Annotated in this window: 20 protein-coding genes; 8 read left to right on the forward strand and 12 right to left on the reverse strand. The window is 37.0% G+C overall.

Annotated elements, in window-relative coordinates; genetic code table 11:
* The first annotated feature begins 28 nt into the window (after positions 1–28).
* A complete protein-coding gene (locus ACZZZK_RS09780; RefSeq protein WP_463483955.1) occupies positions 29–793 on the forward strand; it encodes an MBL fold metallo-hydrolase in 765 nt (254 codons plus the stop codon).
* Between the two features lie 517 nt (positions 794–1,310).
* Here the strand turns inward: ACZZZK_RS09780 and ACZZZK_RS09785 are convergent.
* Positions 1,311–1,883 carry a YceI family protein gene (locus tag ACZZZK_RS09785; RefSeq protein WP_463483956.1) on the reverse strand — a complete coding sequence of 191 codons (573 nt, stop codon included), beginning with the start codon at positions 1,881–1,883 and terminating at the stop codon, positions 1,311–1,313.
* A gap of 359 nt (positions 1,884–2,242) precedes the next feature.
* Here ACZZZK_RS09785 and ACZZZK_RS09790 point away from each other — a divergent pair, with 359 nt between their 5' ends.
* Positions 2,243–2,605 carry a VOC family protein gene (locus ACZZZK_RS09790; protein WP_463483957.1) on the forward strand — a complete coding sequence of 121 codons (363 nt, stop codon included), beginning with the start codon at positions 2,243–2,245 and terminating at the stop codon, positions 2,603–2,605.
* 312 nt (positions 2,606–2,917) lie between these two features.
* Here ACZZZK_RS09790 and gcvP read toward each other — a convergent pair whose 3' ends face one another.
* Positions 2,918–5,794 carry an aminomethyl-transferring glycine dehydrogenase gene (gene gcvP, locus ACZZZK_RS09795; RefSeq protein ID WP_463483958.1) on the reverse strand — a complete coding sequence of 959 codons (2,877 nt, stop codon included), beginning with the start codon at positions 5,792–5,794 and terminating at the stop codon, positions 2,918–2,920.
* Between the two features lie 507 nt (positions 5,795–6,301).
* Between gcvP and ACZZZK_RS09800 the strand changes: the two genes are divergently transcribed.
* A complete protein-coding gene (locus tag ACZZZK_RS09800; RefSeq protein WP_463483959.1) occupies positions 6,302–7,150 on the forward strand; it encodes a hypothetical protein in 849 nt (282 codons plus the stop codon).
* 294 nt (positions 7,151–7,444) lie between these two features.
* Here the strand turns inward: ACZZZK_RS09800 and ACZZZK_RS09805 are convergent, their stop codons facing one another.
* The 3 genes from ACZZZK_RS09805 to ACZZZK_RS09815 all read right to left on the reverse strand — a co-directional run bounded on the left by ACZZZK_RS09805 (position 7,445) and on the right by ACZZZK_RS09815 (position 9,852).
* Complete coding sequence (locus tag ACZZZK_RS09805) at positions 7,445–8,008, reverse strand: hypothetical protein (protein WP_463483960.1); 564 nt, start codon at positions 8,006–8,008, stop codon at positions 7,445–7,447.
* Positions 8,009–8,156: 148 nt separating this feature from the next.
* Entirely contained in the window at positions 8,157–9,047 is an 891-nt protein-coding gene (locus ACZZZK_RS09810) for an EamA family transporter (protein WP_463483961.1), read from the reverse strand.
* 88 nt (positions 9,048–9,135) lie between these two features.
* The gene (locus ACZZZK_RS09815; RefSeq protein WP_463483962.1) at positions 9,136–9,852 is read right to left on the reverse strand and encodes a pyridoxine 5'-phosphate synthase; all 717 of its coding nucleotides are present in this window, start codon (positions 9,850–9,852) and stop codon (positions 9,136–9,138) included.
* Between the two features lie 84 nt (positions 9,853–9,936).
* Between ACZZZK_RS09815 and ACZZZK_RS09820 the strand changes: the two genes are divergently transcribed.
* Both ACZZZK_RS09820 and ACZZZK_RS09825 read left to right on the forward strand, forming a co-directional pair.
* Complete coding sequence (locus ACZZZK_RS09820; RefSeq protein WP_463483963.1) at positions 9,937–11,577, forward strand: ArnT family glycosyltransferase; 1,641 nt, start codon at positions 9,937–9,939, stop codon at positions 11,575–11,577.
* Between the two features lies 1 nt (position 11,578).
* The gene (locus ACZZZK_RS09825) at positions 11,579–11,959 is read left to right on the forward strand and encodes a GtrA family protein (RefSeq protein ID WP_463483964.1); all 381 of its coding nucleotides are present in this window, start codon (positions 11,579–11,581) and stop codon (positions 11,957–11,959) included.
* On the opposite strand, the gene ACZZZK_RS09830 is transcribed toward ACZZZK_RS09825, so the two are convergent.
* Positions 11,952–12,074 carry a hypothetical protein gene (locus tag ACZZZK_RS09830; RefSeq protein ID WP_260300610.1) on the reverse strand — a complete coding sequence of 41 codons (123 nt, stop codon included), beginning with the start codon at positions 12,072–12,074 and terminating at the stop codon, positions 11,952–11,954. The two genes, ACZZZK_RS09825 and ACZZZK_RS09830, sit on opposite strands and share 8 nt — an antisense overlap.
* A 60-nt stretch (positions 12,075–12,134) precedes the next feature.
* Between ACZZZK_RS09830 and ACZZZK_RS09835 the strand changes: the two genes are divergently transcribed.
* Positions 12,135–13,115: a polysaccharide deacetylase family protein gene (locus tag ACZZZK_RS09835; RefSeq protein WP_463483965.1), complete on the forward strand. Its 981-nt coding sequence runs from the start codon at positions 12,135–12,137 to the stop codon at positions 13,113–13,115.
* A gap of 3 nt (positions 13,116–13,118) precedes the next feature.
* On the opposite strand, the gene ACZZZK_RS09840 is transcribed toward ACZZZK_RS09835, so the two are convergent.
* The 5 genes from ACZZZK_RS09840 to ACZZZK_RS09860 all read right to left on the reverse strand — a co-directional run bounded on the left by ACZZZK_RS09840 (position 13,119) and on the right by ACZZZK_RS09860 (position 17,254).
* The gene (locus tag ACZZZK_RS09840) at positions 13,119–13,340 is read right to left on the reverse strand and encodes a VF530 family protein (protein ID WP_265799988.1); all 222 of its coding nucleotides are present in this window, start codon (positions 13,338–13,340) and stop codon (positions 13,119–13,121) included.
* Between the two features lie 25 nt (positions 13,341–13,365).
* Entirely contained in the window at positions 13,366–13,971 is a 606-nt protein-coding gene (locus ACZZZK_RS09845; RefSeq protein ID WP_463483966.1) for a class I SAM-dependent DNA methyltransferase, read from the reverse strand.
* A 56-nt stretch (positions 13,972–14,027) separates the two neighbouring features.
* A complete protein-coding gene (locus tag ACZZZK_RS09850) occupies positions 14,028–16,001 on the reverse strand; it encodes a M1 family metallopeptidase (protein WP_463483967.1) in 1,974 nt (657 codons plus the stop codon).
* A 96-nt stretch (positions 16,002–16,097) separates the two neighbouring features.
* The gene (locus tag ACZZZK_RS09855; RefSeq protein WP_463483968.1) at positions 16,098–16,838 is read right to left on the reverse strand and encodes a peptidase associated/transthyretin-like domain-containing protein; all 741 of its coding nucleotides are present in this window, start codon (positions 16,836–16,838) and stop codon (positions 16,098–16,100) included.
* 68 nt (positions 16,839–16,906) lie between these two features.
* Positions 16,907–17,254, reverse strand: a complete 348-nt coding sequence (locus ACZZZK_RS09860; protein ID WP_463483969.1) for a Spx/MgsR family RNA polymerase-binding regulatory protein — start codon at positions 17,252–17,254, stop codon at positions 16,907–16,909.
* Between the two features lie 237 nt (positions 17,255–17,491).
* Here ACZZZK_RS09860 and ACZZZK_RS09865 point away from each other — a divergent pair, with 237 nt between their 5' ends.
* Entirely contained in the window at positions 17,492–19,030 is a 1,539-nt protein-coding gene (locus tag ACZZZK_RS09865; protein ID WP_463483970.1) for a sensor histidine kinase, read from the forward strand.
* 27 nt (positions 19,031–19,057) lie between these two features.
* On the forward strand, positions 19,058–19,732 hold the full coding sequence (locus tag ACZZZK_RS09870) for a LytR/AlgR family response regulator transcription factor (protein WP_463483971.1): 675 nt from the start codon (positions 19,058–19,060) through the stop codon (positions 19,730–19,732).
* On the opposite strand, the gene ACZZZK_RS09875 is transcribed toward ACZZZK_RS09870, so the two are convergent.
* Positions 19,733–26,152 carry an alpha-2-macroglobulin family protein gene (locus ACZZZK_RS09875; RefSeq protein ID WP_463483972.1) on the reverse strand — a complete coding sequence of 2,140 codons (6,420 nt, stop codon included), beginning with the start codon at positions 26,150–26,152 and terminating at the stop codon, positions 19,733–19,735.
* Between the last annotated feature and the right edge of the window lie 162 nt (positions 26,153–26,314).

The following is a 26,314-nucleotide window of genomic DNA, read 5'->3' on the forward strand; positions in this document are numbered from 1 at the left end:
ATACTTTTTTAATTTAAATCTCTACATTTTGCAAGTTCATACCTTATTCGAAGGCACCTATTCTGTAGATGCCTCAAAAAAATTCATACCGTTTGATTCATCCATTCACAACTATAAAGATCGCCCGGCTTCGTTGTTTATCAACGTCCAACCTTTTCTGGTAGAACTTAAGAATGATCTAGTTCTTTTTGATACCGGTTTAGGTTTCAGTGATGACCATGGCGAACTGATGTTACACAAAAACATTCGGAATGCCGGGTTTGATCCAACAGATGTTACGAAGGTTTTGATGTCGCATTTGCATTACGATCACTCTGGTGGAATGATTCACAAATTAGGCGATCAAACGGAGCTGAGTTTTCCGGATGCAGAATATGTAATCAATCGTGGCGAATGGGAAACGGCTTTTAGTAGCACATCAAGCTCTTACCACACCGATATTTTCGAATACCTGCAACGTAATGCACAGCTGAAGTTTGTAGAAGGCGATGGAAATTTGGATGAAACCATTGCATTTGAATTTACAGGTGCCCATTGCCCAAACCACCAGGTTTTTCTATTAACGGAGGGGAATCAGAAAGTTTTTTTCGGCGGCGATGTATTGCCAGAACCTAGCGAATTGATTAAAAACTTCATTGCCAAATACGATTTCGATGGCCGCAAAGCGATGGAATTACGCAAGGAGTTTGGAAAAAGAGCTGCTGCTGAAAACTGGGAATGTTTATTTTACCACAGCAAAGATCAGGCAACAGGTTTTGTTGATGAAATTGACGGCGGGTTTAGGATAAGATAATTGATTGTTATCCGTTATCCGTTGGCTGAAGCCAACGGCAATGAAATGCAAGTCGAAAAATTAAGTTGCAGAAAAAGTTGAAAGACAAAACAGAAAAGCTAAAGTAAAAGGATTAAAGCTGGCAAACCGCTTGGCAATAAATTTCATCGTCGTCAGTTTCAACTGACGAAAAATAAATAAAGCAAGCAAGGCTTTAGCCAAATCCTGCAGTTTGAAAGTCTTTGTTTCTTGTAGCTCATTAAGTACCTAAACCCGACAGCAGCGAAAATACTTTTGATTAAACCTATAAGGTTTTAAAAACCTTATAGGTTTGAAAAAGATTGTAGCGAATGGCGGGAATAAACTTTAATAATTATACCGCAATTGCTTTCTAAAACCAAGATAGAATTCATAAAAAGTCTACTACAGATGTACAAGGATTGCTTCGTACTTCGCTATGACAACACAAAAAAAGGTCCCGATAAAATCGAGACCTTTATTGTTTCAGCCCTCCCTTTCAGGAGAGGGTTAGGACGTTTTATTTCTTAGCTACTAATTTCACGCCGATTTCGAAGTTATCATCAATTGCTTTGTCGCCAATGCTATCGAAGAAAGATTTCGAACCATAACGAATGTCATATTTAGTTCTATCCACTAAAATTTTACCAGCTAAAGCAGAAACAGTTCCATCTGCATTTACAGAAATAGTTGCAGGGAAAGTTACTGGTTTAGTAGTGCCTTTAATGGTTAAGTTACCTGTTACATTGTTACCAGCAACCTTAGTAATTACGAAAGTTGAAGTTGGATATTTCGCAGTTCCGAAGAAATCGTCTGCTTTTAAGTGACCTTCTAATTTTGCACTGCCATCAGCATCTTTAATAGAATTCATATCGATTGTGAAAGTACCACCTGTTACTTTTTTGCCATCAACATTTAAAGTTCCTGATTGCAAAGCGATAGTTCCGTTGTGAGAACCTGTAACTTTTTTACCAATCCAGGTGATGGTTGATTTTGCTGCATCTACAGTATAAGTAACTGGTTTAATAGTTGTAAAAGCTGATAATGACACAACTGCAACTAACAAAAGGATGGAAGAGATTTTTAATTTCATGTTTGATTTTTTAGTTTATGGTGCAAATATAAGTTTAAGATAGATTGTTTGTTATTGATGTATGTTAACTTTTTCAAAAACGATCGATTTATCTGAAAGCACTCTATTGACTAAGGATTGTACTTGAGGTTTAATTTAATTTAAATTATTTGAAAAGCAAATGCAGAAGTCAGGTTGAATGATAGTCGGGCTTTTCGTTAAATCTTTTTTTGATTGCCATACAGATTTTATCGAAGCCAGTAAAACAAAAAAGGATATCACTTCAATCCCGTTTAAATCCAATAAGCTTCTGTTGCTATTTAGGGTTGCAAAGCGGAAATAAATTTAATTATTTATCTTGGTGAATATTTTTTTTGAAAATGAACCACAACGCAAAATCACTTCGACCATTTATAGGCGCTAAAAATTTCGAAACGTCAAGAAAATTCTACCGTGATCTCGGTTTTGAAGAGGTAACTCTGGGCGAAAGTATGTCGGTCTTCAAAAGCGGCAACCTCGCTTTTTATCTACAAAAAGCCTACGTTAAAGATTGGATAGATAACACCATGATTTTTATGGAAGTGGATAATGTGAATCAGTTTTACAATGAACTTTCAGCGCTTGATTTACCTGCTAAATATGAAAATGTAAAGCTAAGCCCAATCAGAATTGAAAGCTGGGGAAGTGAATGTTTCCTCCACGATCCATCGGGGATTCTTTGGCATTTTGGGGAGTTTAGTTAAATGGTTCCGTCTCGGAAAGTCGTCTTTTCGACTGAACGTAGTGAAATGGAGAAATCTTTTAACATAGCTTTTTTAATTACAAGATTTCTCGGCTTCGCTCGAAATGAGGGGCAAAAAAAAACTGCAAGCTATATGAAAATGAATTCATAAAACTTGCAGATGATTGGTTTGTGAGGACACAAACCAAGGCACTAGATAAGATTGCCACGTTGGCTGAAAAAGCCTCCTCGCCTGCTTACAGCAGGCACGCAATGACGGAGTTGGCGATGGAAAGGAAACCTTAAACACTCTACCTTTCTACCCTCAACTTTCTTAAGGCACTATTTCTTCCAAATAACTTTCAACTGGCGGACAAGCACAAATTAATGATCTATCGCCATGGCTATCATTCACACGACCAACTGATGGCCAAAACTTACGTTCCAACACATAAGGAAGTGGAAAAGCTGCTGTTTGACGGCTATAAGCATGCTCCCACTCGTTAGCGGTAATTACTGCTACAGTATGAGGTGCATTTTTCAATGGGTTATCAACCTTATCAAAAGTTAAATTTTCAACCTGATCTATTTCTTTTTTAATCGCGATCAATGCATCACAGAAACGATCTAACTCATGTTTAGGCTCCGATTCGGTAGGCTCAACCATTAACGTACCCGCAACCGGGAATGAAACTGTTGGTGCATGGAAACCATAATCCATTAAACGTTTGGCAATATCAGTAACTTCAATACCGAAAGCTTTGAATGAGCGACAATCTAAAATCATCTCGTGTGCACAACGACCCTGAGCACCTGAATAAAGCACTGGGTAGTGTTGCTCTAAACGAGCTTTCATATAATTGGCGTTTAAAATCGCATATTTAGTCGCATTGGTTAATCCCTCAGCACCCATCATAGCGATGTAAGCATGAGAAATAATCAAGATCGAAGCTGAACCCCAAGGTGCAGATGAAACCGCAGAAATTGATTTTCCTTTATCGATATCAACCACAGCATGACCAGGAAGATAAGGAACCAAGTGTTTCGCCACACCAATTGGGCCCATACCTGGGCCGCCACCACCGTGAGGGATACAGAAAGTTTTGTGCAAGTTTAAATGGCAAACATCGGCACCGATATTAGCTGGGCTTGTTAAACCAACCTGTGCATTCATGTTTGCTCCATCCATGTAAACCTGTCCGCCGTTAGCGTGGATCGTTTCACAAATTTCGATGATGCTTTCTTCGAATACACCGTGAGTTGATGGATAAGTCACCATCAAACAAGATAAATTGTCTTTATGTAATTCTGCTTTTGCCTTTAAATCTTCTACATCGATGTTACCGTTTTCTAAGGATTTAACGACAACGATTTTCATATCAGCCATTGCTGCAGAAGCAGGATTTGTACCGTGAGCAGATGCAGGAATTAGCGCAACGTTACGGTGGAAATCGCCTCTATCGTGGTGATAAGCACGAATAACCATTAAACCTGCATATTCACCTTGAGCACCAGCGTTTGGCTGTAAACTCATCGCCGCAAAACCGGTAATCTCACTTAACCATTTATCCAGTTCGTTAAAAACCGAATAGTAACCCAAAACCTGATCGGCTGGAGCAAATGGGTGGATGCGACCAAAGTGAGACCAGGTTACTGGAATCATTTCTGCAGTAGCATTCAATTTCATTGTACAACTACCCAAGGCAATCATCGAGTGGCAAAGCGATAAATCTTTCGCCTCTAATGATTTGATGTAGCGCAACATTTCATGCTCTGAATGATGAGAATTGAAAATTGGGTGACTTAAGTATGCTGAAGTACGCTGTAAAGCTGATGGAATTACAGTTTCAACATTTTCGACAACCTCAACCTGATCAGCAGCAACCGCTTTTACTTTAGCGAAGATTTTAGCAATTAATGCAACATCTTCAAAAGTAGTAGTTTCATCGATAGAGATGGTAGCCACGTTACCCACATAATTCAAGTTGATTTCGTTATCTAAACAACCTGAATGAATGCCACCTTTTAAGTCGCCTAAATCGAAACGAATGGTATCGAAATAAGCTGAATTTAATTGCTCGTAACCTAAGCTTTTTAAAGTTGACGCTAAACTAACCGCCAAACCATGCGTACGTTCTGCAATGGCTTTTAATCCTTTCGGACCGTGGTAAGCTGCATAAAAACCAGCCATAATGGCCAATAATGCTTGCGCCGTACAAATGTTCGAAGTTGCTTTATCTCTACGAATGTGTTGCTCGCGGGTTTGCAAAGCCATACGTAATGCGTAATCGCCGTGGCTATCGATGGTTACACCAATAATACGACCTGGAATTGAGCGTTTATATTCTTCTTTAGTTGCAAAAAATGCTGCGTGTGGACCACCAAAACCCATCGGAATACCGAAACGTTGCGTTGTACCTACCACGATATCAGCACCCCATTCGCCTGGAGGCGTTAATAAGGTTAAGCTTAAAATATCTGCTGCAACCGTTAATTTAATATTTTGATTGTGTAATTCAGAAGCAAAGTTTTTGTAATCGAAAACTTCTCCATTACCTGCCGGATATTGAACAATCGCACCAAAGAAATCTTCTGTAGCCACAAAATCCAAATGATTGCCGATGACTAATTCAATACCGTAAGGATTAGCTCGGGTTTTTAAAATATCTATCGTTTGAGGAAAAACTAAATCTGAAACGAAATACTTTTTTGCAGCTTGATTTTTACGCGTACTGTATTGCATAAACATCGCCTCTGCCGCAGCTGTACCCTCATCTAAAAGAGATGCATTGGCAATTTCCATTCCGGTTAAATCGATTACCATCGTTTGGAAATTTAACAATGCCTGTAACCTACCTTGTGCAATCTCTGCCTGGTATGGTGTATATTGCGTGTACCATCCTGGATTTTCAAATACGTTACGTAAAATTACACCCGGGGTAATGGTATCATAATAACCCTGACCAATAAAGCTTTTAAAAACTTTATTCAACAATGAGGTTTGTTTTAAAGCACCCAAATATTCAGTTTCTGACTTCGCCGCAGGCAAATTTAATGGTTGTTTTAACCTAATTGCCGTCGGAACAGTTTGTTCAATCAGCTCATCAATAGAATTTACGCCAACAGCTTGCAACATTTCAGCAGTATCTGCCTCATTTGGTGCAATATGACGATTTTGAAAATCTTCCTTGTAGTGGATATTTAAGCTCATGCAGGTATGAATAATAATTTGCTGCAAAGGTAGGAAAAACGATATTGTATTTTGCTATATATCAGTGTAAAAAAGGTGTCTTATTTACGCTTAAAGGCGACAAAATTGGTAGATTTTAAGTTTGTATTTAAAGTCAAACGTTTGTTCATTTCAGGAAGAAATTTCATTTATTTGGAAAGCAGTAACGCTACAAAAATTAAAGTTTGTTGCCGCCATTTTCTACAATCTTTTTTTACGTTTCTGTCATGCTGAGGAACGAAGCATTTGCAAGCGATGAAAAAACATACGTTAATACCCCACTGCCGTAAACGGAAGTTAATCAGGCAAGAAAAGTAAATAACAGGTAAGAGATTCTTCGTACCTCATAACGACTACAATTTTGGCTTTCGACGATTTATGTGTTTTTGAAAAAAATGCGAACCTCTCAGCATGACAATAAATTCAGGGCTGCTACAAGCCCGGAATCTAAAGTTTTCATACCTTCGAAAAAAAATCCATTTAGCTTACATGTTGAAATCAAAAAATAACGTTGCACTTTTAGTTCACGCCTGCGACCGTTACGAATTTCTATACCAAGGTTTCGACTATACTTTTTCAAACAACTGGGATTTTAAAATCCCCTGCAATTATTATTTTGCTACAGAGGTTAAAAACGCAAAAGTTAATGGCTTTATTAATATTAAATCTGGCAAAGGCGAATGGGCCGATCGCTTGGCAACCTTATTGAGGAATATTGATGAAGAATACGTTTTATACTTTCAGGAAGATATGTGGCTGAGTAAACCTGTTAACCACGAATTTTTTAATCAGCTTTTCGATTTAGCAAAAAAGAACAACTGGAAACATGTTAAACTTCATAGTTCTGATGTTTACAAAATCAAGCCAACTGAGATTTTTATAGAAGGTTTTAATGTTGCCGAAGTGGATAATCAAAAATCAGATTTTTTAATGTCGCACCAGGTTACCCTTTGGAAAAAAGATTATCTGTTAGCACAGCTCTACAAAAATGAACATCCATGGAGGAATGAGCGGAATGGCACAAAACGTTTGAAGAAGTTAAATCCATTAATTCATCATATAGATTACTTCGCCGAGAACGGAGCTTCAGAGATTAACATCAATAAAAACCTCAATAAAAGAAGCGAATATTATGCAGTTTCTTTCAACAGCACCTTAAATTTTAACGCTACCCGATTTATTAAAGAATTAAAATCAGGTAATCAAAGTGAAAAAGACTACGCCACAGCACTACAAAACCACTACGATAATAATTTAACCCACGATGGTACGCCAAAGCCAAAAAAGGAAGATATCTTCAAGAAATTCAAAAACTGGTTTCTAAAAAAGAAAGGCTAAGGCTACCATTGAAGTTTTTAACTTTCCGTCTTTGCTTACCTGCCGCAGGCACAATGTCATTAAGTTAGTCTTATAAAGATTTAATTAAAAATCAAAAAGATAGCATATAAAAATCCATTAACTTAATGACATTGGCCGCAGGCGGGGGTTTAGAAACAATGCAAGCTCCAAAAGCTTACTCTCTGTTGTTTACATTATACAAGAACGACCGTCATCCTGAATTCATTTCAGGATCTTAATAGCAAAACAAATGCTGAAATGAATTCAGCATGTCGACTTATTATTTAAAACTCCTTACTTTTGCACTTTCCAGCCTTCATCTTTACTCAACTTCAACTTGTAAGTTTTGGTAATGAAGTTGCTGTTTTTATTGGCGTCTTTATCAAAAGGTTCAAAATCGGTAGTCAACATTTTTAAGGAAACGGTTACCTTAGCTGTGCTCGAATTTACCTGTTCAAAGTTTACGGGCTTTTCATCTGCTAAAACATAGGTAACGGCTTTAACAGTAGCCCTGTCGCCATCTTGTTTCAAAACCAGCGGACTAGCTTTATCAGTTAAAGTTATTTGATATACGAAACTGCTATCTTTAGAAAGGAACTTCTTTTTCGCTTCTTTTAAATTCAGAGTTACTAATCCTTTACTCGCTAACGATTTGTATTTCCCTAGCTCAAACATGTCATTCGTGCTATTAAACTTGATTTCTCCAAAGTTGAAACGAATGGTTTTATACTCAGGGTTGGCTTTTAAATAATCTGTAATCACTTCTCCCGCCTCATCCTGGTTGATGGTTGTTTTAGTTTTACATCCGGCGAAGCCGATAATTAGAAAAGAAAGAATATAAAGAATTTGCTTTTTCATGTTTTCATTTTTTGCTTTTTAAAGGTATTTATTTTTTTATTCTAAGCGCAAAGAACACTGAGTTTTTCGCAAAGGAAGAGAAGTAAAAATTTGAGCACCCAGCTTTGCAATCTTTGCGCCTTGTCTTTACATCCTTTGGGGTAAAACATCACTTTCTCTTTAAATACTTCAAATTAGGCAACACCATTGCCGATAAAATGACACACACGCCTACCCAACGCAAAAATGAAACTTGTTCTTGCAACACAAAGCCTGCCATCATTACCGCTACAGGCAATTCTGCTGCACTTAAAATTGAGCTCAACGCTGTTCCAATGCGTGGAACACCTTCAGCATAAAATAACGGTGGAATTACTGTTCCGAAAACGGCAATAATTAGCCCCCATTTAAGCAAAGTTCCGTTTAATGCGCCATTAAACAGAAACGCAGGTGGAAACAGGATAAAGATCAAAATACATGCTCCAGTAATCATTAATGCACTTTTCTGCAGTGGTGGATACTCGTTTCCGATTCTTCCGCTTAACATTAAAAAGCCCGCATAACATACTGCAGCGAGCAAACCAAAGCCGATACCTTTGTAGCTCAAACTTGAAATAGTTGTTTCTAGCATTCCACTTGCCAAAACTGTTCCTCCCAAAACCAAAAGGATCGCTAAAAATTGTAATCCCGTCGGCTTCTTTTTGTAGATGATAAACTCTAGCAAAATACTCATCCAAATAAATTGCATGAGCAGAATGATAGCCACTGAGTTAGGCACAAGTTTAACTGATTGATAATAGAAAATACTTACTAAACCGGTGCAGGTTCCAGCTAGAATCATCTTCCATTTAGGTGTAATTAGCTTTATTTCTTGTGTCTTATACTTTGAAGTCCTGCTTTGAAAGAAAAACAAAACCCAAAGAATTACTGCACCAAAAAAAGCCTGAGCACCGGTAACATCGCCGAGAGAATATCCATCGTGGTATGCGAGTTTTACAAAAGTAGAAAGGATACCGAAACTGCAGGCACCAAAAAAAACAAGGAGAATTCCTTTTAACATAATGGAGTGAGAAGTTTAAAGTAGAAAGTTTTTAGCGATAAGTATATTGTCAACGACCGGTTTCAACTTTATACTTTCAACTTTAAACTCATAAAAGTTGTTGTAAATATTTTTGAACTGTAGTTTCTAAACCCAAATAAAGCGCATCGCTAATGAGTGCATGACCAATGGAAACTTCCAATAAACCAGGAATGCTTTGGGCAAAATAATGAAGGTTGTGTAAATCTAAATCATGACCTGCATTTATTCCTAAACCTAATCTATTTACGTGATGTGCAGCGGCGATGTAGTTAACGATTGCTTTTTCTCTATCAGCGTAATAATTATGAGCATAAGCCTCGGTGTATAATTCGATTCTATCTGTACCTGTTTCTGCTGCTCCCTCAACCATTTCAACTACCGGATCAACAAAAATGGAAACCCGAATACCCTCTTTTTGAAAAACCGAAACCATCTCTTTTAAATAATCTCTATGTTTTATTGTATCCCAACCATGGTTAGAAGTAATTTGTCCTTCGGCATCGGGCACTAATGTTACTTGTGCAGGTTTATTAGCCAAAACCAGATCAACAAATTTATCTTCACGGCAATTGCCTTCAATATTAAATTCAGTGGCAATAACAGCTTTCAAATCGTAAACATCCTGATAACGAATATGGCGTTCATCTGGGCGTGGGTGTACCGTAATTCCTTGTGCACCGAAGCGTTCACAATCTAAGGCAACCTTCACTAAATCAGGATTATTACCTCCGCGACTATTCCTCAACGTAGCAATTTTATTGATGTTTACCGATAACTTTGTCATGCAACAAAGATAAGGCTTTGGCTTTGTTAATCTTTAAAGGTTCAAAAAAATTGACTTATTTTTACTCATATTTGCTTTCAGTAAATGAAATCGAAAGACATCACGCTATATAAAATTCTAATCGGAATTGTTACTGTAATCAGTTCGCTGGCACTATTTGGTGGGATTATGGAACCGGATTCTGCGCTTTATGCATCAATAGCCAAAAATATGGTTTTGCGTGATGATTGGATTAACATTTACGTTCGTGGTGCAGATTGGCTTGATAAACCACATTTAACTTTTTGGCTGGCAGCAGCCTCTTTCAAAATTTTCGGCATAAATGCCTTTGCTTATAAGCTGCCTTCGTTTTTGTTTGGTTTGTTTGGAGCAGGTTATCTCTATAAGTTGGCGAAAGATATTTATAACCATAAAATGGGCTTAATAAGTGCGTTAATCTTTCTAAGTTCTTTACACATATTAATATCAACTTTTGATGTAAGGGCCGAAGTTTACATTACAACATTTACTTTGGCAGCCATTTACCATTATTACAAAGCGCAATCAGGGTCTTTCTGGCATATCGTTTTAGGTTCATTCTTCGCCGCATGCGCCATTATGATCAAAGGAATTTTTGTTTTGATTCCGGTTTTTGGTGGTTTTATCCTTTATTGGCTCATCACCAAACAATATAAAGAGTTATTAAAACTGAAATGGTGGCTTGCGATAGTGCTAATTCTGGTTTTTATCATTCCCGAACTTTACACCTTGTATGTGCAGTTTGATTTACAGCCAGAAAAAATTGTATTTGGAAAAACGGGAGTTTCGGGATTAAAATTCTTTTTCTGGGACAGTCAGTTTGGTCGCTTTTTTAATAACGGACCAATAAAAGGCAAAGGCGATATCTCATTTTTCTTACACACCACCATCTGGGCTTTTCTACCTTGGTCCATTCTATTTTATACTGCGGTAATTAATCTTCTCAAAAAGAAAAACAGAGTTTCTTTGCCCCCCGAAAGCATTATAATCTGGACAAGTGCCGCCATCACTTTTCTGCTATTTTCACTATCTAAATTTCAATTGCCGCATTATATATTGATTATTTTACCGCAATTTGCCGTGATCGCTGCTCTGTATTTGCAGAAACTAGAAGGGAAAAGTCTGAAAATATTTTTCATCGCTCAAACGGTTTTGGCAGTTTTAATTGTAGCGATATTAATCTGCGTTTCGATATTTTTCAAATTCGATTACTTCTCCGTTGCAAACGCGATACTAATCGTTTTGCTATTTTTATCTGTATTATTTTTTAGAGGATTAAAAATTGAAACCATTATCGCCAGAAGTAGTATGATTTCTATCGGCTTGATGATTTTTCTTTCAGGTTTCTTTTATCCTGCATTGCTGAAATATGAATCGGGAATGGAAGCGGGCATTTGGCTAAAGGAAAACCAGCCTAATGCTAAACCAGCAGTATTGATGTATCCTGATGCTTATTCTTTCGATTTTTATGCGAATGGAGAGCCTCAGTATTTTTGGGATTTTGAGACATTGAACAAACATAAGACAGATAAGAACATGGTGATCTATGTTTGGGAGCCAGAAATGGAGCGATTGAAAAAGGATTACAATACCCAAATCCTCAAATCATTTGAATACTTTCACGTCACAAAACTTACGGGAAAGTTTATAAATGCTAAAACACGCCCTCAGGTTTTAGAACGTTTTTATCTGGTAAGAATACAATAGCATGGAGTTATTTTTTCGCATTCTGAAATTTGGTGTAACGGGCTTGCTTGGAATGGCAATTGATTTCGGCGTGACCTGGCTTTGCAAAGAAAAAATTAAAATAAATAAATACGTGGCCAATGCGCTAGGTTTCATTTTCGCTGTAACCAACAATTATTTAATTAATCGCGTTTGGACTTTTCAAAGCACCAACATCCACTGGGGAACCGAGTTTAGCAAATTTATCGTGGTAAGTGTAATTGGATTGGCATTAAACACCGTTATTATATATCTTTTCCACCAACGTAAAAACGGTACAAACTTTTATGTGGCTAAGTTTTTTGCTATTGCGATTGTTTTTATTTGGAATTTTATCGCCAACCTGATGTTTACTTTTAGGTAACGTTTTTGCCGATAAAATAGAATACCACCAACCAGATTAATCCTTTTATCAGGAAGAATAAAAACCCGATTAAGCCCACACGCTTAAACCATAATTTTAGTTTTTCTTTGTTCATGGTGATGTGGTAAAGATAAAATTTTTGCCTTAAATTAGAAAGGTTTTAAATAAGCAAAAGATGAAACGCTTCAGGTTCTTTTATTTCATTATTTCTGTTCTTCTTCTCAGCACCAGTTCGAGTTTGGGTCAAAACTTCAAATCGATTAAGAAATACAAATTGGATTATCTTGTTGCGAATAAGGGTGCTGAAAAACTAATTGGCATTCGGAGTTTCGCAAATGATGGGCAACAATATTTATTGCTTGTTAATCCGCAGACGCTTGATAGCAAAGTTGACCTCGCTTCAAATTATGTAATAAGTAGAACACCATGGCCAAAGATTTTACTCGAATTTAAAACCAGCCCATACATAAAATCTTTAACTGCAGCTGCCGCGAAAGATTTTCAAATACAAGATGCGGGCATCGATAATGCCATACCAAGAGAACAAGGAATAACATTAACGATTGACCTTTGCCCCTCTCACAAACCCTTAGACAGCGTTATTTTTCAATCGGTATTTGATGAATTTAAAAAGATAGAGCAGCCGGCACCTCTTGCCATTTCGGTATCGGGAAAATGGATGCTTAAACACCAGGACGACCTAAATTGGCTGAAAGATTTGGTCAACAAAAAAGACTTAGATATCACCTGGATAAATCATTCTTATAATCATGAGGTAAACAGCCTTCCTCTGGCCGAAAACTTTTTACTAGCACCAGGCACCAATCTTGATACAGAGGTATTAGAAAATGAAAAACTAATGCTCAAAAATGGGTTGACACCCTCTATTTTTTTCCGCTTTCCAGGTTTAGTTTCCGATAGAAGTATTGTGCAAAAAATTGAAGCTTATGGTTTAATCCCAATTGGAAGCGATGCCTGGTTAGCAAAAGGACAACAAGCAAATAATGGAAGTATTGTGCTTATCCATGGTAATGGAAATGAAGAGCTTGGTGTTAAAGACTTTCTGGAGTTATTGAAAACGAAAAAGGAAGAAGTTATCAGCAAACAATGGCTGTTGTTTGATTTGAGAAAAGGATTGCAAAAAGCATATGAGTAAACGCTATTTATGAAAAGTATCTAAAAACAAATCTTCGACTTTTTTACGAGCCCAAGGCATTCTACGCAAAAAGTTGAGGCTTGATTTAATGCTTTGATTGTTGTTAAAACAGTCGATTCTAATTAGCGACCCTAACTGCTCCCACCCATAATGCGCCTGCAAATCAGTAACGATTTTCTCAAGAGTGATTCCGTGAAGTGGATTGTTTTTCTGTTGATCGGCCATGCACAAAGCTAAATAAATTATAAAACTATTGCGGATTAAATTGTGAGAGCCAAACCGTTGCATTGCCGCATGAAGGATCATTTACGGTTTGATTTAAAATTTCAAATTGGTTTTTAACTAGCAAATTGTGGTATTCTTCGATATCAAGTGAAGCATGAAAAAGATTTTCGCCATCATTTATTCCCCACGCCTCTCCTCTTTTGGTGCCCGAGGTAAATAAAATTATTCCATTTGGAAGGAGATGATTGGCAAATATCTCAAACATTTTCGGCTGATCCTCCGCTGGTAAATGAAAAAAACTATGCCAGGCAATGATTGCATTAAATTTGGTTTCAAGTTTAAGCTTGCGCATATCTTGCAAGAGAAATTCTTCTGCCGGAAAATTTTGTTTAGCCTGTTTCAACATTTTTTCACTTGCATCAACTCCTGTTACCATAAACCCAGATTGCAGGAAATATTCCATAATGGGTTTTCCGTTTCCACAGCCTAAGTCTAGCAGACTTGCACCCCTTGGGATCAACTCAATAACTGTATCCAGATAAGGTTTCTCCATTAAATTACGAGGTCTGTTTTCCCCAAACCAATCAGCAATTTTATTATAAACATGAAAAACGTTCTCTTTTTCATTCATCACCATAAAAATAAAAGCCCTTAAATTTGCATTTAAGGGCTTTGAAAAACTGAATGTTACTTTCCTGCGGTCCAGGTATTATTGTCAGGATTCGAATCTGGTAAAACCTTATTTGGATCTAAGGTAACTGATACTATTTCCTCAGTGGTTGGGAAACGCACCAACCAAGAGGTGTTTTTCATCCAAACATCAACAGGTACTTTTACAATACTTTTTTTACCACTTTTAGTTTCTACCTGAAGGATAATTGGCATTGGCATTTTTTCCAAATTATTCACACGGATAGAATATCCTGATAAGTTTCCATCTTGTTTAATTTCCTCAACCGAACCAATGGCCTGATCCATTTTCCAGCTATTTAAAAACCAACTTCTCCAAAACCAAGCTAAATCCTCTCCTGCAGCATTTTCCATCGAGCGGAAAAAATCATAAGGAGTTGGGTGTTTGTAAGCCCAGTTTTTGATGTATTGACGAAATGCATAATCGAATCGGTCCTCACCTAAAATCTCATTTCTCAAAATATCTAGTCCCCATCCTGGTTTAGAGTACAAGTTAATGCCAATATTTGCCTCTGTCATTCCATCAGGCATTTGCATAATGTTTTCATACTTAGGATTACCGATATAGTTTTTGCCTATAAAATTCATGTTGGTTGGGCGACCAATATATTCTCCATTATTGAAGTTTTTAGCCGAAATGCCGTTGATAAAGGTGTTGAAACCTTCATCCATCCAACCAAATTTGCGTTCGTTTGAGCCCACAATCATCGGGAACCAGGTATGACCAAATTCGTGATCGATTACGCCCCATGCACTGCCTTTTTTAGCCTTCCAACCACAAAAAACAATCCCTGGATACTCCATACCACCGATATTTGTAGCAACGTTAACTGCCATTGGATAAGGATATTCGAACCATTGTTTAGAATAATGTTCGATACTGGCTTTAACATATTCTACCCCGCGGCCATAACCATCAGCTCCATTACTTTCTACAGGTTGCGCAGAAACCGCTAATGATTTTTTTCCACTTGGTAAATTGATACGAGCAGCATCTAAAACAAAAGCTTTTGATGAAGCCCAGGCCGCATCGCGGGCATTTAAAATTTTAAACTTCCAGGTTAACTTATCTTTCGCCGGACGAGATTTAGGATCGGTAACCTCTGCCTCGGAACGGATGTGAACTGTTGCATCGCTATTTTTAGCAGCATTCCATCTTTGCAATTGTTGTGCAGTAAAAACTTCTTGAGGGTTTAAGAGTTCTCCAGACGCCATTAAAATGTGGGTTGCTGGAGCTGTTAAAGCCATAGTAATATCGCCATATTCGCAGTAAAACTCTCCACCGCCCCAATACGGTAAAGTATTCCAGCCAATTACATCATCGTAAACACATATGCGTGGAAACCATTGTGCAATGGCATAAATTTCGCCATTTTTAGTAGTTAAATGACCAGTTCTATCCGATCCTTCTTTCGGAACAGTATAAGAATAGTCCATTTTAATAGTTACCACATCGCCATTGGCAGCCATCGGCTGATCCAAACGAATCTGCATACGGGTGTCTTCAACAATTGAAGTGAATTTTACTGCCGCAGCTTTTTGAGATACACTCACATTTTGAATTTTGTAACCTCCGTCGAATTTTTCGCCTTGGGCACCATAACGACTACGGGCTGGAGTTACTTGTTTGCCACGAGAATCTTCCTTAAATGTGTTCTGATCTAATTGTAACCATAAATACGGTAACTTATCCGGACTGTTATTTTTATAGGTTATGGTAACTGTTCCGGTAACCAAACTTTTGGCTTCGTCCAAATTGGCTGTAATGTTATAATCAACGCGATTTTGCCAATACTTTGGCCCTGGGATTCCCATTGCTGAACGAAACTCGTTTCCGTTTTGAGTGTAAAACAAAGGCCCGAAAGCTTCAGCAGGATTGTAATTTGTGGCAGGAGCGGTTTGCTGAGCATTTGCCGAAATAACAAAAGCGCAACAAACAACACACAAAGTGAATAATTTATTAATTTTCATGAGTTTAATAAGTTGTTATTTGATCGTAAAGATAAAAAATAACCACATATAGCGCTATATGTGGTTATAATATTGATACATGAAAGTATTATCGAACTAATTTGGCTTTAACTTCGGCAAATCTTGTAGTTTTCTTTGTTGAGGAGTTAATTTTTGCCAAGCAACAAAGGCTTTAGAGATATGATAATCATATCTGAAAGGTCGTTCTGCTTTAACCGACTCTATTGACGGCCTATAAATGATCATAAAGTGTTTGAGATCTTCGCCTTGAAGCTTTGTTAAATCGGTAATTGTTTTCTCACTAAAACCAGCGTCAATTTCTTCCTGGTACATTTCTTTTTCTTCTAGCTCAGCTTCTTTTCTTTGCTCCCGCTTGTATTTTCCGTAACCAAGATTCAGGTTTAAGCCGCCAACTTTATCTTTCATGCGCTTTCTACCTAAATTACCGCCGGTATTAAGTAGCGTATATTTTTCTGCCAATGGGTCTTTTGCATCTGTAATCTGGCTATTCATTCTCACCCCTTTTACATCAATATCCATTAGGCTGGTCGATTTTACCGGAAGATAAATGCTTCTATTCAATAAGCTGGTTAAGTAAAGCGTATCGGTATGGTAACCCACGGCAGAAAACTCAATCAAATCTCCTACAGAAGCAGGGATAGTGTACTTACCCGTACTTGAGGTAGTGGTTACTTTTTTGCTATTTAAATTTCTGACAGAGACACCTGGTAACGTGAGCGATTTTTTATTGTAATCGAATACAGTACCAGTGGTAACTGTTTGCGCAAAAACACCAACAGGAAGGGCAATTAAAAGAAAAATAATCAGCTTATACATAAATCAAAAGTAAGTATTAAAATGTTTCAAAGCTGTATTTAACAAACTTTAAGACTATAACAACTGGATCAGCCAAGTGTTTGAGCATAGCGATCCTCATCAAAAGAAATTAATATTGCTTTACCGTCTTTCTCTATAATCGGCCGTTTAATTGCGCTGGTATTTTCTATCAGATAGGCGATCGCCTTATCTTGCGTATCAATCGCAGTTTGTTCTTCTTTCGACAATTTTTTCCAGGTTAATCCTTTTCTATTTAACACCGTTTCCCAACCAAAAGCATTGCTCCAATCGTTTAGCTTTTCGGCAGTGATTCCTTTCTTTTTGAAATCATGAAATTCAAAATCAATTTGATGAGCTTTTAACCAATCGAGTGATTTTTTTACTGTATTACAATTTGGGATTCCGTAAACAATCATTTGTGTTCTAAATTTTAAGTGAAGTTGGAACGCCGAAGATAATAAAGTGTTGTAAGTTGTACGTAATAAGTTTTAGATTTAAAAGCCAAATTGCCCAGCTTAAAACGTATTACATATAACTTTTCACGTAAAACGTACAACGTAAATAGTTCATCACATTTTTACCACCATCCATCACATTTTAAAAAACTGAAGTGAGAAGAGTTAGTAACATTGTGGTATAAACTACAACACATTATGATTATTCTTTCTGGCGAAGACCCGACAATGAAAACTAAAAGCATCAATCAACTGGAATTTTGGATTTCGACAGCACTTTACGTTCTGGCACTCATTGGCATTTGTACTTCTACGAGTTATGGCACCGCAAACGCTTATCGTTTTATCGAAAATCATTTAGAATACAGTAGATTAACTAATTTCTTCTTGCCAGAAATTTTTAAAATAAGTATTCTTTATATCAGCTTCTTACTGATTAATTTTTGCTTTATGCCACAGCTTGCGAGAAAGAACAATGTAGTTTTAAATATCATTCTTACTATAATGGTCACCGGAGTTTCCGTAATCATCTGGATGGTTGCCAATACCTATTCTCAAGCCGATCGATTGATTGAAGAGGCCGATATTAATCATGCTTACGCTATTTTATTTGGAGAAGCTTTCACCTATATTTTTTTACTCTATTTACTGTTCAACATCTATGCTTATTTCAACGAGAGAGGAATATCATTGTTGGAGAAGATTCCATTTTTGAAACGTTTCAAGACAGATATTCTGCTGGAAATTTTCACATCGGCTAAAATATGGCTAATTACGCTAATGGTGTTTGCGGTTATTTTTTCTCCAACACGTGATTATGAATTTGTGGTGATCTGGTTAATTGCTCCACCGGCAAATATCTTATTGGCCTTCTATTCAATTTATGAGATCATTCCAGGCCTCCGGAAAAAGGGAAAAAGATTTGGCCGGTATTTTTGGGGGAATGTTGTTCTTTCCATACTAATCGTTTTATTACTCTTGATCATGCTTGCAGCCTTCATGAGAAATGGCGATGCATTACCTATAGCACTAATTTTTACTTCTATTAGTCTTGTATGCATTACTACGCCATTGGCATGGTACATTTATAAACATAAATTTGAGAAACAAACGGAAATCCAAATGCTCAAAACTGAGCTAGGAAAATCAGATGCAAGTTTAAATTTTCTTAAATCGCAGATTAATCCACACTTTTTGTTTAATGCCTTAAATACACTATTTGGTACGGCACTTCAAGAAAATGCAGAAAGAACGGGTGAAGGCATTCAAAAACTGGGCGACATGATGCGGTTTATGTTGCATGAAAATACACAAGATAAAATTTCATTGACTAGGGAAGTTGAATACCTGAACAACTACATCGATTTGCAAAAGCTCAGAACATCGCGTTCTGGCGATATAAGAATTGAAGCGCATATTGAAGAGCAGTTGAATAGTTTGCAGATTACACCGATGTTATTAATTCCATTTATCGAGAATGCTTTTAAACACGGCATTAGTTTACAGCAACCATCATACATCAAAATGACTTTGCAAACAAAAGAGAGAACGTTATTTTTTGATGTGAGCAACAGCATTTACATCAAAGCAGACAACGATCCGGAAAAATTGAAAAGTGGCATCGGTTTAGAAAATGTTAAGCAAAGATTGGCTTTACTGTATCCAGAAAAACACGAATTAATTATCCGCGAAAGTGCAAATGAGTTCTTTGTGCATTTAACTTTGCACTTGGATTAACCAATTGTTATCTTGCCCGCAAAAACTATGATTGCTATTGCTATAGATGATGAACCCATTGCACTTGAGATTATAAGCTCCCATGCATCAAAAGTTCCTTTTGTAGAATTACAGCAAACTTTTACTGATGCTTTTGCGGCAATTGGATATCTCCAAAACAATAAAGTCGATTTAATTTTTCTGGACATTAAAATGCCCGACATCAGCGGGATAGATTTTTTGAAGAGTTTGAGCAATCCGCCGATGGTTATTTTTACAACCGCCTACACGGAACATGCAGTCCAGAGTTTTGAACTTGATGCTGTTGATTATTTGTTAAAACCTTTTTCTCTTTCGAGGTTTTTAAAGGCCTGCAACAAGGCGCATGAATTATATAATCTGCGTGGACAGAAACAGGAAGCAAAAAATGAATATATTTTTGTGAAGGATGGTTATGAACAAATTAAAGTTGAACTAGATGAAATCCTGTATGTGGAAGCTTCAGGAAATTACACCCAGATTCAATTAAAAGACAAGCTTTTGAGCTCAAGGATTACCATTAATGATTTGGCAGAACTACTTCCTAAAACTGATTTCATTCGTTGCCATCGGGCATTCATTGTAGCTAAAAACAAAATATCCAAATTTGACCGCAGCCAAATTTGGATAGGAGAAAAAATTATTCCGATTGGGGCAACTTACACCGGTATTCAATTGCTGTAGTTAAGGTTTAACTGTTACCCTAATCCCTGCAGAATGCGTAGTGCATTCTGGCGCATACATGCTTTGTAACGTCGTAATTCCATTAGAAAAGTTGCCAGCATGCGTAACCCTGAGTGGGTATTCAAAAACATAAGTTCCTTTGCGTAAATAACTGATAAAGAAATTTGTTGAAGCATCTTTCGTACTTTCATAATAACCTAAACCATCCTGATATTTGAATTGAGAAATCACATTAACCGGCTCAAAACCAGATGATCGCATATCTTTTAGATGAATATATTCCATATCTCTATCACAAAAAATTTCAATCCTCACTTTTAATAAATCGCCTGGAGCTAATTGATTTGAATTTGTTAATGGCGTGAGCAAATTTCCTTTATCGGTTTGTTTTTGGAGGAATAATTGTTTATTTATTTTCACCCCCGTTGCGGCGGATGTGATTTTATCCAACTGCTCGAAATATTGCCAATAATATGCACCCCAGGCCATACTTTTATTGTTGTTTGTAATTTCTACCCTGGCCATTTCGGGTTTAACATTTTGCCCGGCAATGGTTATTTTTTGATAGCCTGTTCCTGCTTCTTTTTCCGGTTCTGCGATGTCCATTTCGGCGAATGATTTACCGCCGATCACAATCTCTGGTGCTGCTGATTCATTTAATAAATCGTAACCCCGCATCAGCAAAGCATAGCTTGCAGCAGCCGTTGCTTTTGTAGTTTTCCAGTCATTAGTCTGCTTATTTTTTAGCAACCAAATCTTCATTTCTTCCACGGAGTGCGTATCTTTTGCCACCTCATCGAAGGCTTCTATTAACAAAGCTTGCGTTTCAATGGCATTTTGATACCAAAAATATCCATTGCTATTATCTGCCCAATACATACCCAGTTCATCATGATGCTGTGCCGTTTGTTTTAATAAACCTATCACTTCCAATGCCTCAGCTTCACGCCCATTTCTATAGAGAACTATGGCTGCCTGTGCTTGCTGATAGGGATCTAAATATTTCCATTTCGATGTAAGTATTTGTAAGAAATAGTTAACCGATTTAATATAATTAGGATCATCATTTTTTTGCTTTGCATAACTGCGGGCATATAAATAGTGAAGAGTTAAATAATTAAATCCTTGTCTTTTAAGCTTAAGATCTAAAGTATAATCTTCAACCAATTTACCATCCAAATAGCTGATAGCCTTCGAAAGCATCTGATTCAATTTTGGAAAAGTTTTTTCATCAATTAATTTAAGGTGTTTCAGTTGCCCGATACCCATTGCAATGTGTTGGGTGATGTATCGATCTTCCTGCATTCCTGTGAACCATGGAAATGCACCACTGCTAAACTGCATGCTCTCCAGTTTCTCGAAATTCGCTTTAAGCTCATAAGTCATGCTGTTTAAATCAAACAAAGTAGCTAAGCGTTTCTTCCGCTCGGTTTCATTATTAGCTTGTCGCACCCATGGCGTTTCTTCCAATAAAATTGATTTTAAGGCTGAGTTTTTCTCCAAATTAAATACTAAAGCTTCGCCATTGTTGATTTGTTCCCAGGATTGGAAAACCGTTTTTATTTTGGGCGATGAATTGATGATGCCCGTCGCAAAACTGTTGGCGTAAAACCTGCTGAAGGTTTGCTCGGCACATTCATAAGGATATTCCATTAGATATGGTAGAGCCTGCACCGCATACCAAATCGGATTGGAAGTAAATTCAAAAGTTAAGGCTTGGTTTCTTAATGTTTTCGAATCTCCGGCATGCAGTAATTTATCCATAGTGAAGGTTTTTTTAACACCTCCACGTACGTTTATCGGCATACTCTCAGTTACCAACATAGAATTCGGTAAAACCGGTATGGTCATTTCCTCTCCATCAGCATAATTTTCTGATTGAGCAGTAAGCTTATATGTAATTGCTCCAATGCCTGGAGGAATGACCAGAGACCATTTTAATGCCTGGTTCCCATTATTTTCCAATTGAAATTTTTGCTGAACCGCATCTTTATTGCTTACAATCGAAATCTTTTTTCCTGTGATGGCATCGGATAAATCTAACACTGCAAAACCACCAATCGGTTTACCAGATAGGTTATTGAGCCTAGCGCTGAACAAAATAGTATCTCCTTCACGAAAAAAACGTGGTGCATTTGCCGAAATGGAAAGCTTTTTCTGCGTAACCAATTCTTTGGTAATGGTTTTTGTTTTAAAATCTTTAGTATGCGCAAAACCCATCATTTTGTATCGCGTTAAAGATTGTGGGATTGTAAATTCTACTTCAATTTGCCCTGATTCATCGGTTTTTAACTGCGGATAAAAGAAAGCGGTTTCAGTAAAATTGGTACGTGGAATAACTTTAGCTTTTTTAACAGGTTTACCATTAATGATGTAGGTATCCGTCTTCGGATCGTAGCCTTCAATGCTCACAAAATCGTAAACTTTATTATCATCAACAGCAATGGCCTCTCTCAGCATTTCAGGGGCGGGCGCTCCAGCCGGATCATACGCCACACTGGTTGTTCCCCTTAATTTGATGGTTGTTACAGGGCCGCTCGCAGCCAACACTTCAACCTCCTCCCTTAAATTGGATACACTGCCTGTTACATTTTTCTTTTGTTGGGCTCCGTAGCCTGCCACAACAATCTCGTTTAGTCCTTGCCTATCTTCTATCAATTTAAAGTCGATTCTTTTAGCTGTTTTGACTACCGCTGTTGCTCGGTGATATCCGATATAACTTACGGTTAATTCATCTCCGCTTTTAGCATCAATACTATAAATACCATAGGCATCAGTGGTTGATCCCTTTTTACCAACTCTTACTGCAACTCCGGGCACGCCATAACCATACTGATCGGTTACAATACCATATACCAAACCAGATAATTTTAACGAAGCAAGTTTTTTGGTCGCCACTCCGCTGTTAGATTTTCGATTATTAGCCTCTACTCCAGCCAAATATTGCGTATAATTATATTTTAAATTGTAGGTGTTGAAATCGAAACCATAATAATTTATTGCTTCGTATTCTCGCTTCCGTATGTCGTAATAACCACGATATCGGTCTTTGTGCCAGATCTCATTCGCCGTTTGTATCGCAGTGAGATTATAGCCCCAGTTGTAAATATTGTAGTTGTATTTAGGCGAAACGATTTTATTCCAGCTCATGGTTTTTAAATCATCCAACGATGCATCATATAAAGACACCACCATTTCAGCCATTTGTTTTTCGCCCTTTTTATTAGTGATTTTTAATTTCCATATATCCTTTTCACCTGGCTGTAGTTTATCCCTGAAACTTGTAAAATTAATATCCAACTCTTTACTTTCATCTACAATGGCAATTACGTTCATAGATTGGAATATTCTACCATTTTGAATTAAGGTAAACTGAACAGCGAAACCTTCTACAAATTGAGCTTCAGGCTTGATGTTTACTACTTCCTGCTTATGGCTTAGATTTAACCAAACTTTTTTTATAACCTGGTCTTTATAATACACTTCATAGTAAGCCCTGGCATTTGGCAAAACACTGGCAAACCTAAAAACAGCTGATTCATTAGTTGTAACAACGGTCTTCTCCGCTACAAGCCACTCTTTTGCGAGTAATATTTTCTCGCTTGGACTTTCGTAAATTCGTACAATTTTTTCTACAATGATGGAATCCAGATTCTCATTAAGTGCTTTAAACTTCACCTTGTAATATCCCGAAGGAAGTTTAACGCCCTTCATTTCTAAATTACAAGAACCCTGTTCTACTTTTTGATGCTGAACAAAACTGATTTTTCCTGTCAGCCAACTTTCAGGAGTTCCATCATTCTCGTATTCATCGTAAGGAAATTGCTTAACAAATTCGGCCCTGCTCAGGTTGTATTTTTCTGCTCTACCTAAAGTATTCGGATAAACCACTCTACCCGGATATTCCAGTTTGTACCACTCTACAGTTAATTTGCCATTAATTGGCGCCTTATTTAAATTGGTAATTTCGAAAGCTAAATTACCCTTAAAATTAGCAGTAAAAATATTTTCTGGTATATCTACGTTAAGTAAAACATCACTTTTGCCAGCATTAATAAACTGAGATTTGCTTCTTGTTTCACCATTCAAATCAGTGATATCTACATTGATTTGATAGGAATATGCATTAATGCTGGTATTCTCTGCTGCAGCAAAAAAGCGAATGTCAAAAACACCTCCGGCTTTCGTTTCAGTTGTGCCAATAGCTATTTGCTTACTCGGACTGTAACCATAAACGCGATCATTGGACGAGAGGATATTTCTGGTAATAACATACTTAACTTTTGCGCCAGAAACGGCATAACCCGCAAAACCAATTGCCTTTCCCTGTACAAGTATCGAATCGTTTAACTTGTATTTTTCATTCAATGGATTAAATGAAACCTCGAAAGTAGGTCGCTTATACTCCTCTACCTGAACATCAACATTACCATAAGCTGTATTAATGCTCATCCTGCCGTTTAACTTACCCATTGGGATAGTAAACGAACCGTGGAAAGTGCCAAACTCATTCGTAATTTTCGAAGTTTTTTCAATCTCCTTCCTGTTGGCATCACTAAAGTTGATTTCGATAGTTGATTCTTTTAAGATCCGGTTCTTATCATCTTCAAATTCAAAATATATTCCTTTATAATAAACGGTTTGGCCGGGCCGGTAAATTGGCCGATCGGTAAATAAAACCACTTTCGACTTTGCAGACATGTATTTATAAAAACGCTGGTTAATATCCATTACAACCGTATCATTGCCATAGATGGTTTCAATACGGTTTACCGATGCATTTAGCGAACTCTCTGCAAATCCATTTCTATCTGTGTTTAAAGTTCCCCTGGGTTTATATACATATTTTCCATCCTCATATTCATTGTTTTCCTCATTTATAGTTGCATTTACTACAGCCTCTCCCGTGGAGCTATTGGAAACAAAATATTGATGATTAAGGATTTCTGTGATGCGATTGGTTACAGCCAGATCTGTAACTTGAAAGGTTAGGTAATTAAACATCGCATTATTGCCGGTAGTATTGGCGATGATAACATATTGACCTTTCTCCAAACCATCCAATTTGTCTATTAAAGTATGCTCTTTATAATCATCAGTTTCAGGCAAGCTAACCATCCATTCTTTTTGGATTTTATTTGTAGCGATAAATTTCTCATAATCTTCCAGATTGCCAAGGTGAAAACGGTTGGTAATTCTGCTTACCTTAAAAAGCTGTAATGAAATTGTATTCGTATTTTTATACCTAAAACGTATTTGTGCTGGTTTTCCTGGCATTAAAAATTGATTCATCTTAATTTCCAACATTTTACTTTTTATGTCAGCAATTAACTTTTCAAAGTTTTTGGCACCAATACTTTTCGGGTAGGCTTCGATAGCCAGGTTGCCTATTGCCAGTAATTCCTTTAAATCTATATCTTGTTTTAGAGTTTGCAGATTTCGCATCTCGTATTTTTTCAATGCAAGTTCAAAAAGCACATCGGCATACAGTTCTGAGGATCTGGAGATATTGGCAAGTTTTTGGATTGCTGCATCATAAAGCCCCATTTTATCTTCGCGGGTGCTTCTGGAATAAACGTAATTTAACCGTTTAAGATCCACATCAACTAAAGCACCGATATTCTTACTTTCTTGATGGCTGCGGATAAGTTTCTGAAAAATGGCTAATGCCATTGATGAGAATGAAGTCGAATCTTTAGTTGGAAGCTCAATTTTTAAAAATGCCTTATCATCATCAAACCATTTCACATCATTAAAATCGATTGCATCATCATTTTTGGTAATTTCTATCTGTGTATTTATCAAAACATCTATAGCTCTATGTACTAGTAAATCATAAAGTGTAGGCCTTAAAAACCTATTTTGTTCATTACCAATCATCATTTCGCTCAGACTATCAATTTTTGTGTTTTGCAAAATTTTAGTCTCTGCAATTGATGCTAAATAATTTCTAGCAGTTTCCTCTAAAAATTTACTGGCTGGCCAGGTTTTAATATCATCGCTCAGATTTAATTGGACATTGGTGCGATTAAGCAACTGGAATCGATTCTGATCGTAATATTTCCAATAACTTTCGGCTAGTAATGATTGTAAAATACTTTTGGCGGGTTGGCGGGCAGTAAGAATATCTTGTTGTAATTCTTTATTTATTTTTGAAAAAGCATTTTCTTCCAGGTAACCTTGAAATAACATTCGATACATGGTTGCCTTAATGATTAAAGCTGTTTCTTGTTCTTTCCGGGCTTTTTCGATTAACTTATTTAAGATTGGAACGGCTTCCTTCGGCTTTGTTGCGAGAGCGAGAGAATCTATAGTTTTAAAAGCTGACTGATAGTAAGTTTGCTTCTTTTGGGAAAAAACGGATGCGGAATAAAAGCAAAAAGAAATGATTAGCAATAAGATTGGTAGCGTTTTTTTCATAACCGGGGATTTAAACTTTAGATGGAATATTAAAATGGATTCCATAAATTATTTAAACATATATCTGATGATTTACTAAACTAATGAATTTTGCACTTCTCACTTTACTAAGTTTCGCCGAAAAGCGTAAAGAGAATTTTGAACAATCAATTGAAAATATTT

This window comes from Pedobacter sp. AC163, from assembly GCF_979258665.1.

Coding starts and splice junctions, on each gene's coding strand:
- ACZZZK_RS09785 (WP_463483956.1), bottom strand. CDS start 1,883: ATGAAATTAAAAATCTCTTCCATCCTTTTGTTAGTTGCAGTTGTGTCA.
- ACZZZK_RS09790 (WP_463483957.1), top strand. CDS start 2,243: ATGAACCACAACGCAAAATCACTTCGACCATTTATAGGCGCTAAAAAT.
- gcvP (WP_463483958.1), bottom strand. CDS start 5,794: ATGAGCTTAAATATCCACTACAAGGAAGATTTTCAAAATCGTCATATT.
- ACZZZK_RS09800 (WP_463483959.1), top strand. CDS start 6,302: ATGTTGAAATCAAAAAATAACGTTGCACTTTTAGTTCACGCCTGCGAC.
- ACZZZK_RS09805 (WP_463483960.1), bottom strand. CDS start 8,008: ATGAAAAAGCAAATTCTTTATATTCTTTCTTTTCTAATTATCGGCTTC.
- ACZZZK_RS09810 (WP_463483961.1), bottom strand. CDS start 9,047: ATGTTAAAAGGAATTCTCCTTGTTTTTTTTGGTGCCTGCAGTTTCGGT.
- ACZZZK_RS09815 (WP_463483962.1), bottom strand. CDS start 9,852: ATGACAAAGTTATCGGTAAACATCAATAAAATTGCTACGTTGAGGAAT.
- ACZZZK_RS09820 (WP_463483963.1), top strand. CDS start 9,937: ATGAAATCGAAAGACATCACGCTATATAAAATTCTAATCGGAATTGTT.
- ACZZZK_RS09825 (WP_463483964.1), top strand. CDS start 11,579: ATGGAGTTATTTTTTCGCATTCTGAAATTTGGTGTAACGGGCTTGCTT.
- ACZZZK_RS09830 (WP_260300610.1), bottom strand. CDS start 12,074: ATGAACAAAGAAAAACTAAAATTATGGTTTAAGCGTGTGGGCTTAATC.
- ACZZZK_RS09835 (WP_463483965.1), top strand. CDS start 12,135: ATGAAACGCTTCAGGTTCTTTTATTTCATTATTTCTGTTCTTCTTCTC.
- ACZZZK_RS09840 (WP_265799988.1), bottom strand. CDS start 13,340: ATGGCCGATCAACAGAAAAACAATCCACTTCACGGAATCACTCTTGAG.
- ACZZZK_RS09845 (WP_463483966.1), bottom strand. CDS start 13,971: ATGAATGAAAAAGAGAACGTTTTTCATGTTTATAATAAAATTGCTGAT.
- ACZZZK_RS09850 (WP_463483967.1), bottom strand. CDS start 16,001: ATGAAAATTAATAAATTATTCACTTTGTGTGTTGTTTGTTGCGCTTTT.
- ACZZZK_RS09855 (WP_463483968.1), bottom strand. CDS start 16,838: ATGTATAAGCTGATTATTTTTCTTTTAATTGCCCTTCCTGTTGGTGTT.
- ACZZZK_RS09860 (WP_463483969.1), bottom strand. CDS start 17,254: ATGATTGTTTACGGAATCCCAAATTGTAATACAGTAAAAAAATCACTC.
- ACZZZK_RS09865 (WP_463483970.1), top strand. CDS start 17,492: ATGATTATTCTTTCTGGCGAAGACCCGACAATGAAAACTAAAAGCATC.
- ACZZZK_RS09870 (WP_463483971.1), top strand. CDS start 19,058: ATGATTGCTATTGCTATAGATGATGAACCCATTGCACTTGAGATTATA.
- ACZZZK_RS09875 (WP_463483972.1), bottom strand. CDS start 26,152: ATGAAAAAAACGCTACCAATCTTATTGCTAATCATTTCTTTTTGCTTT.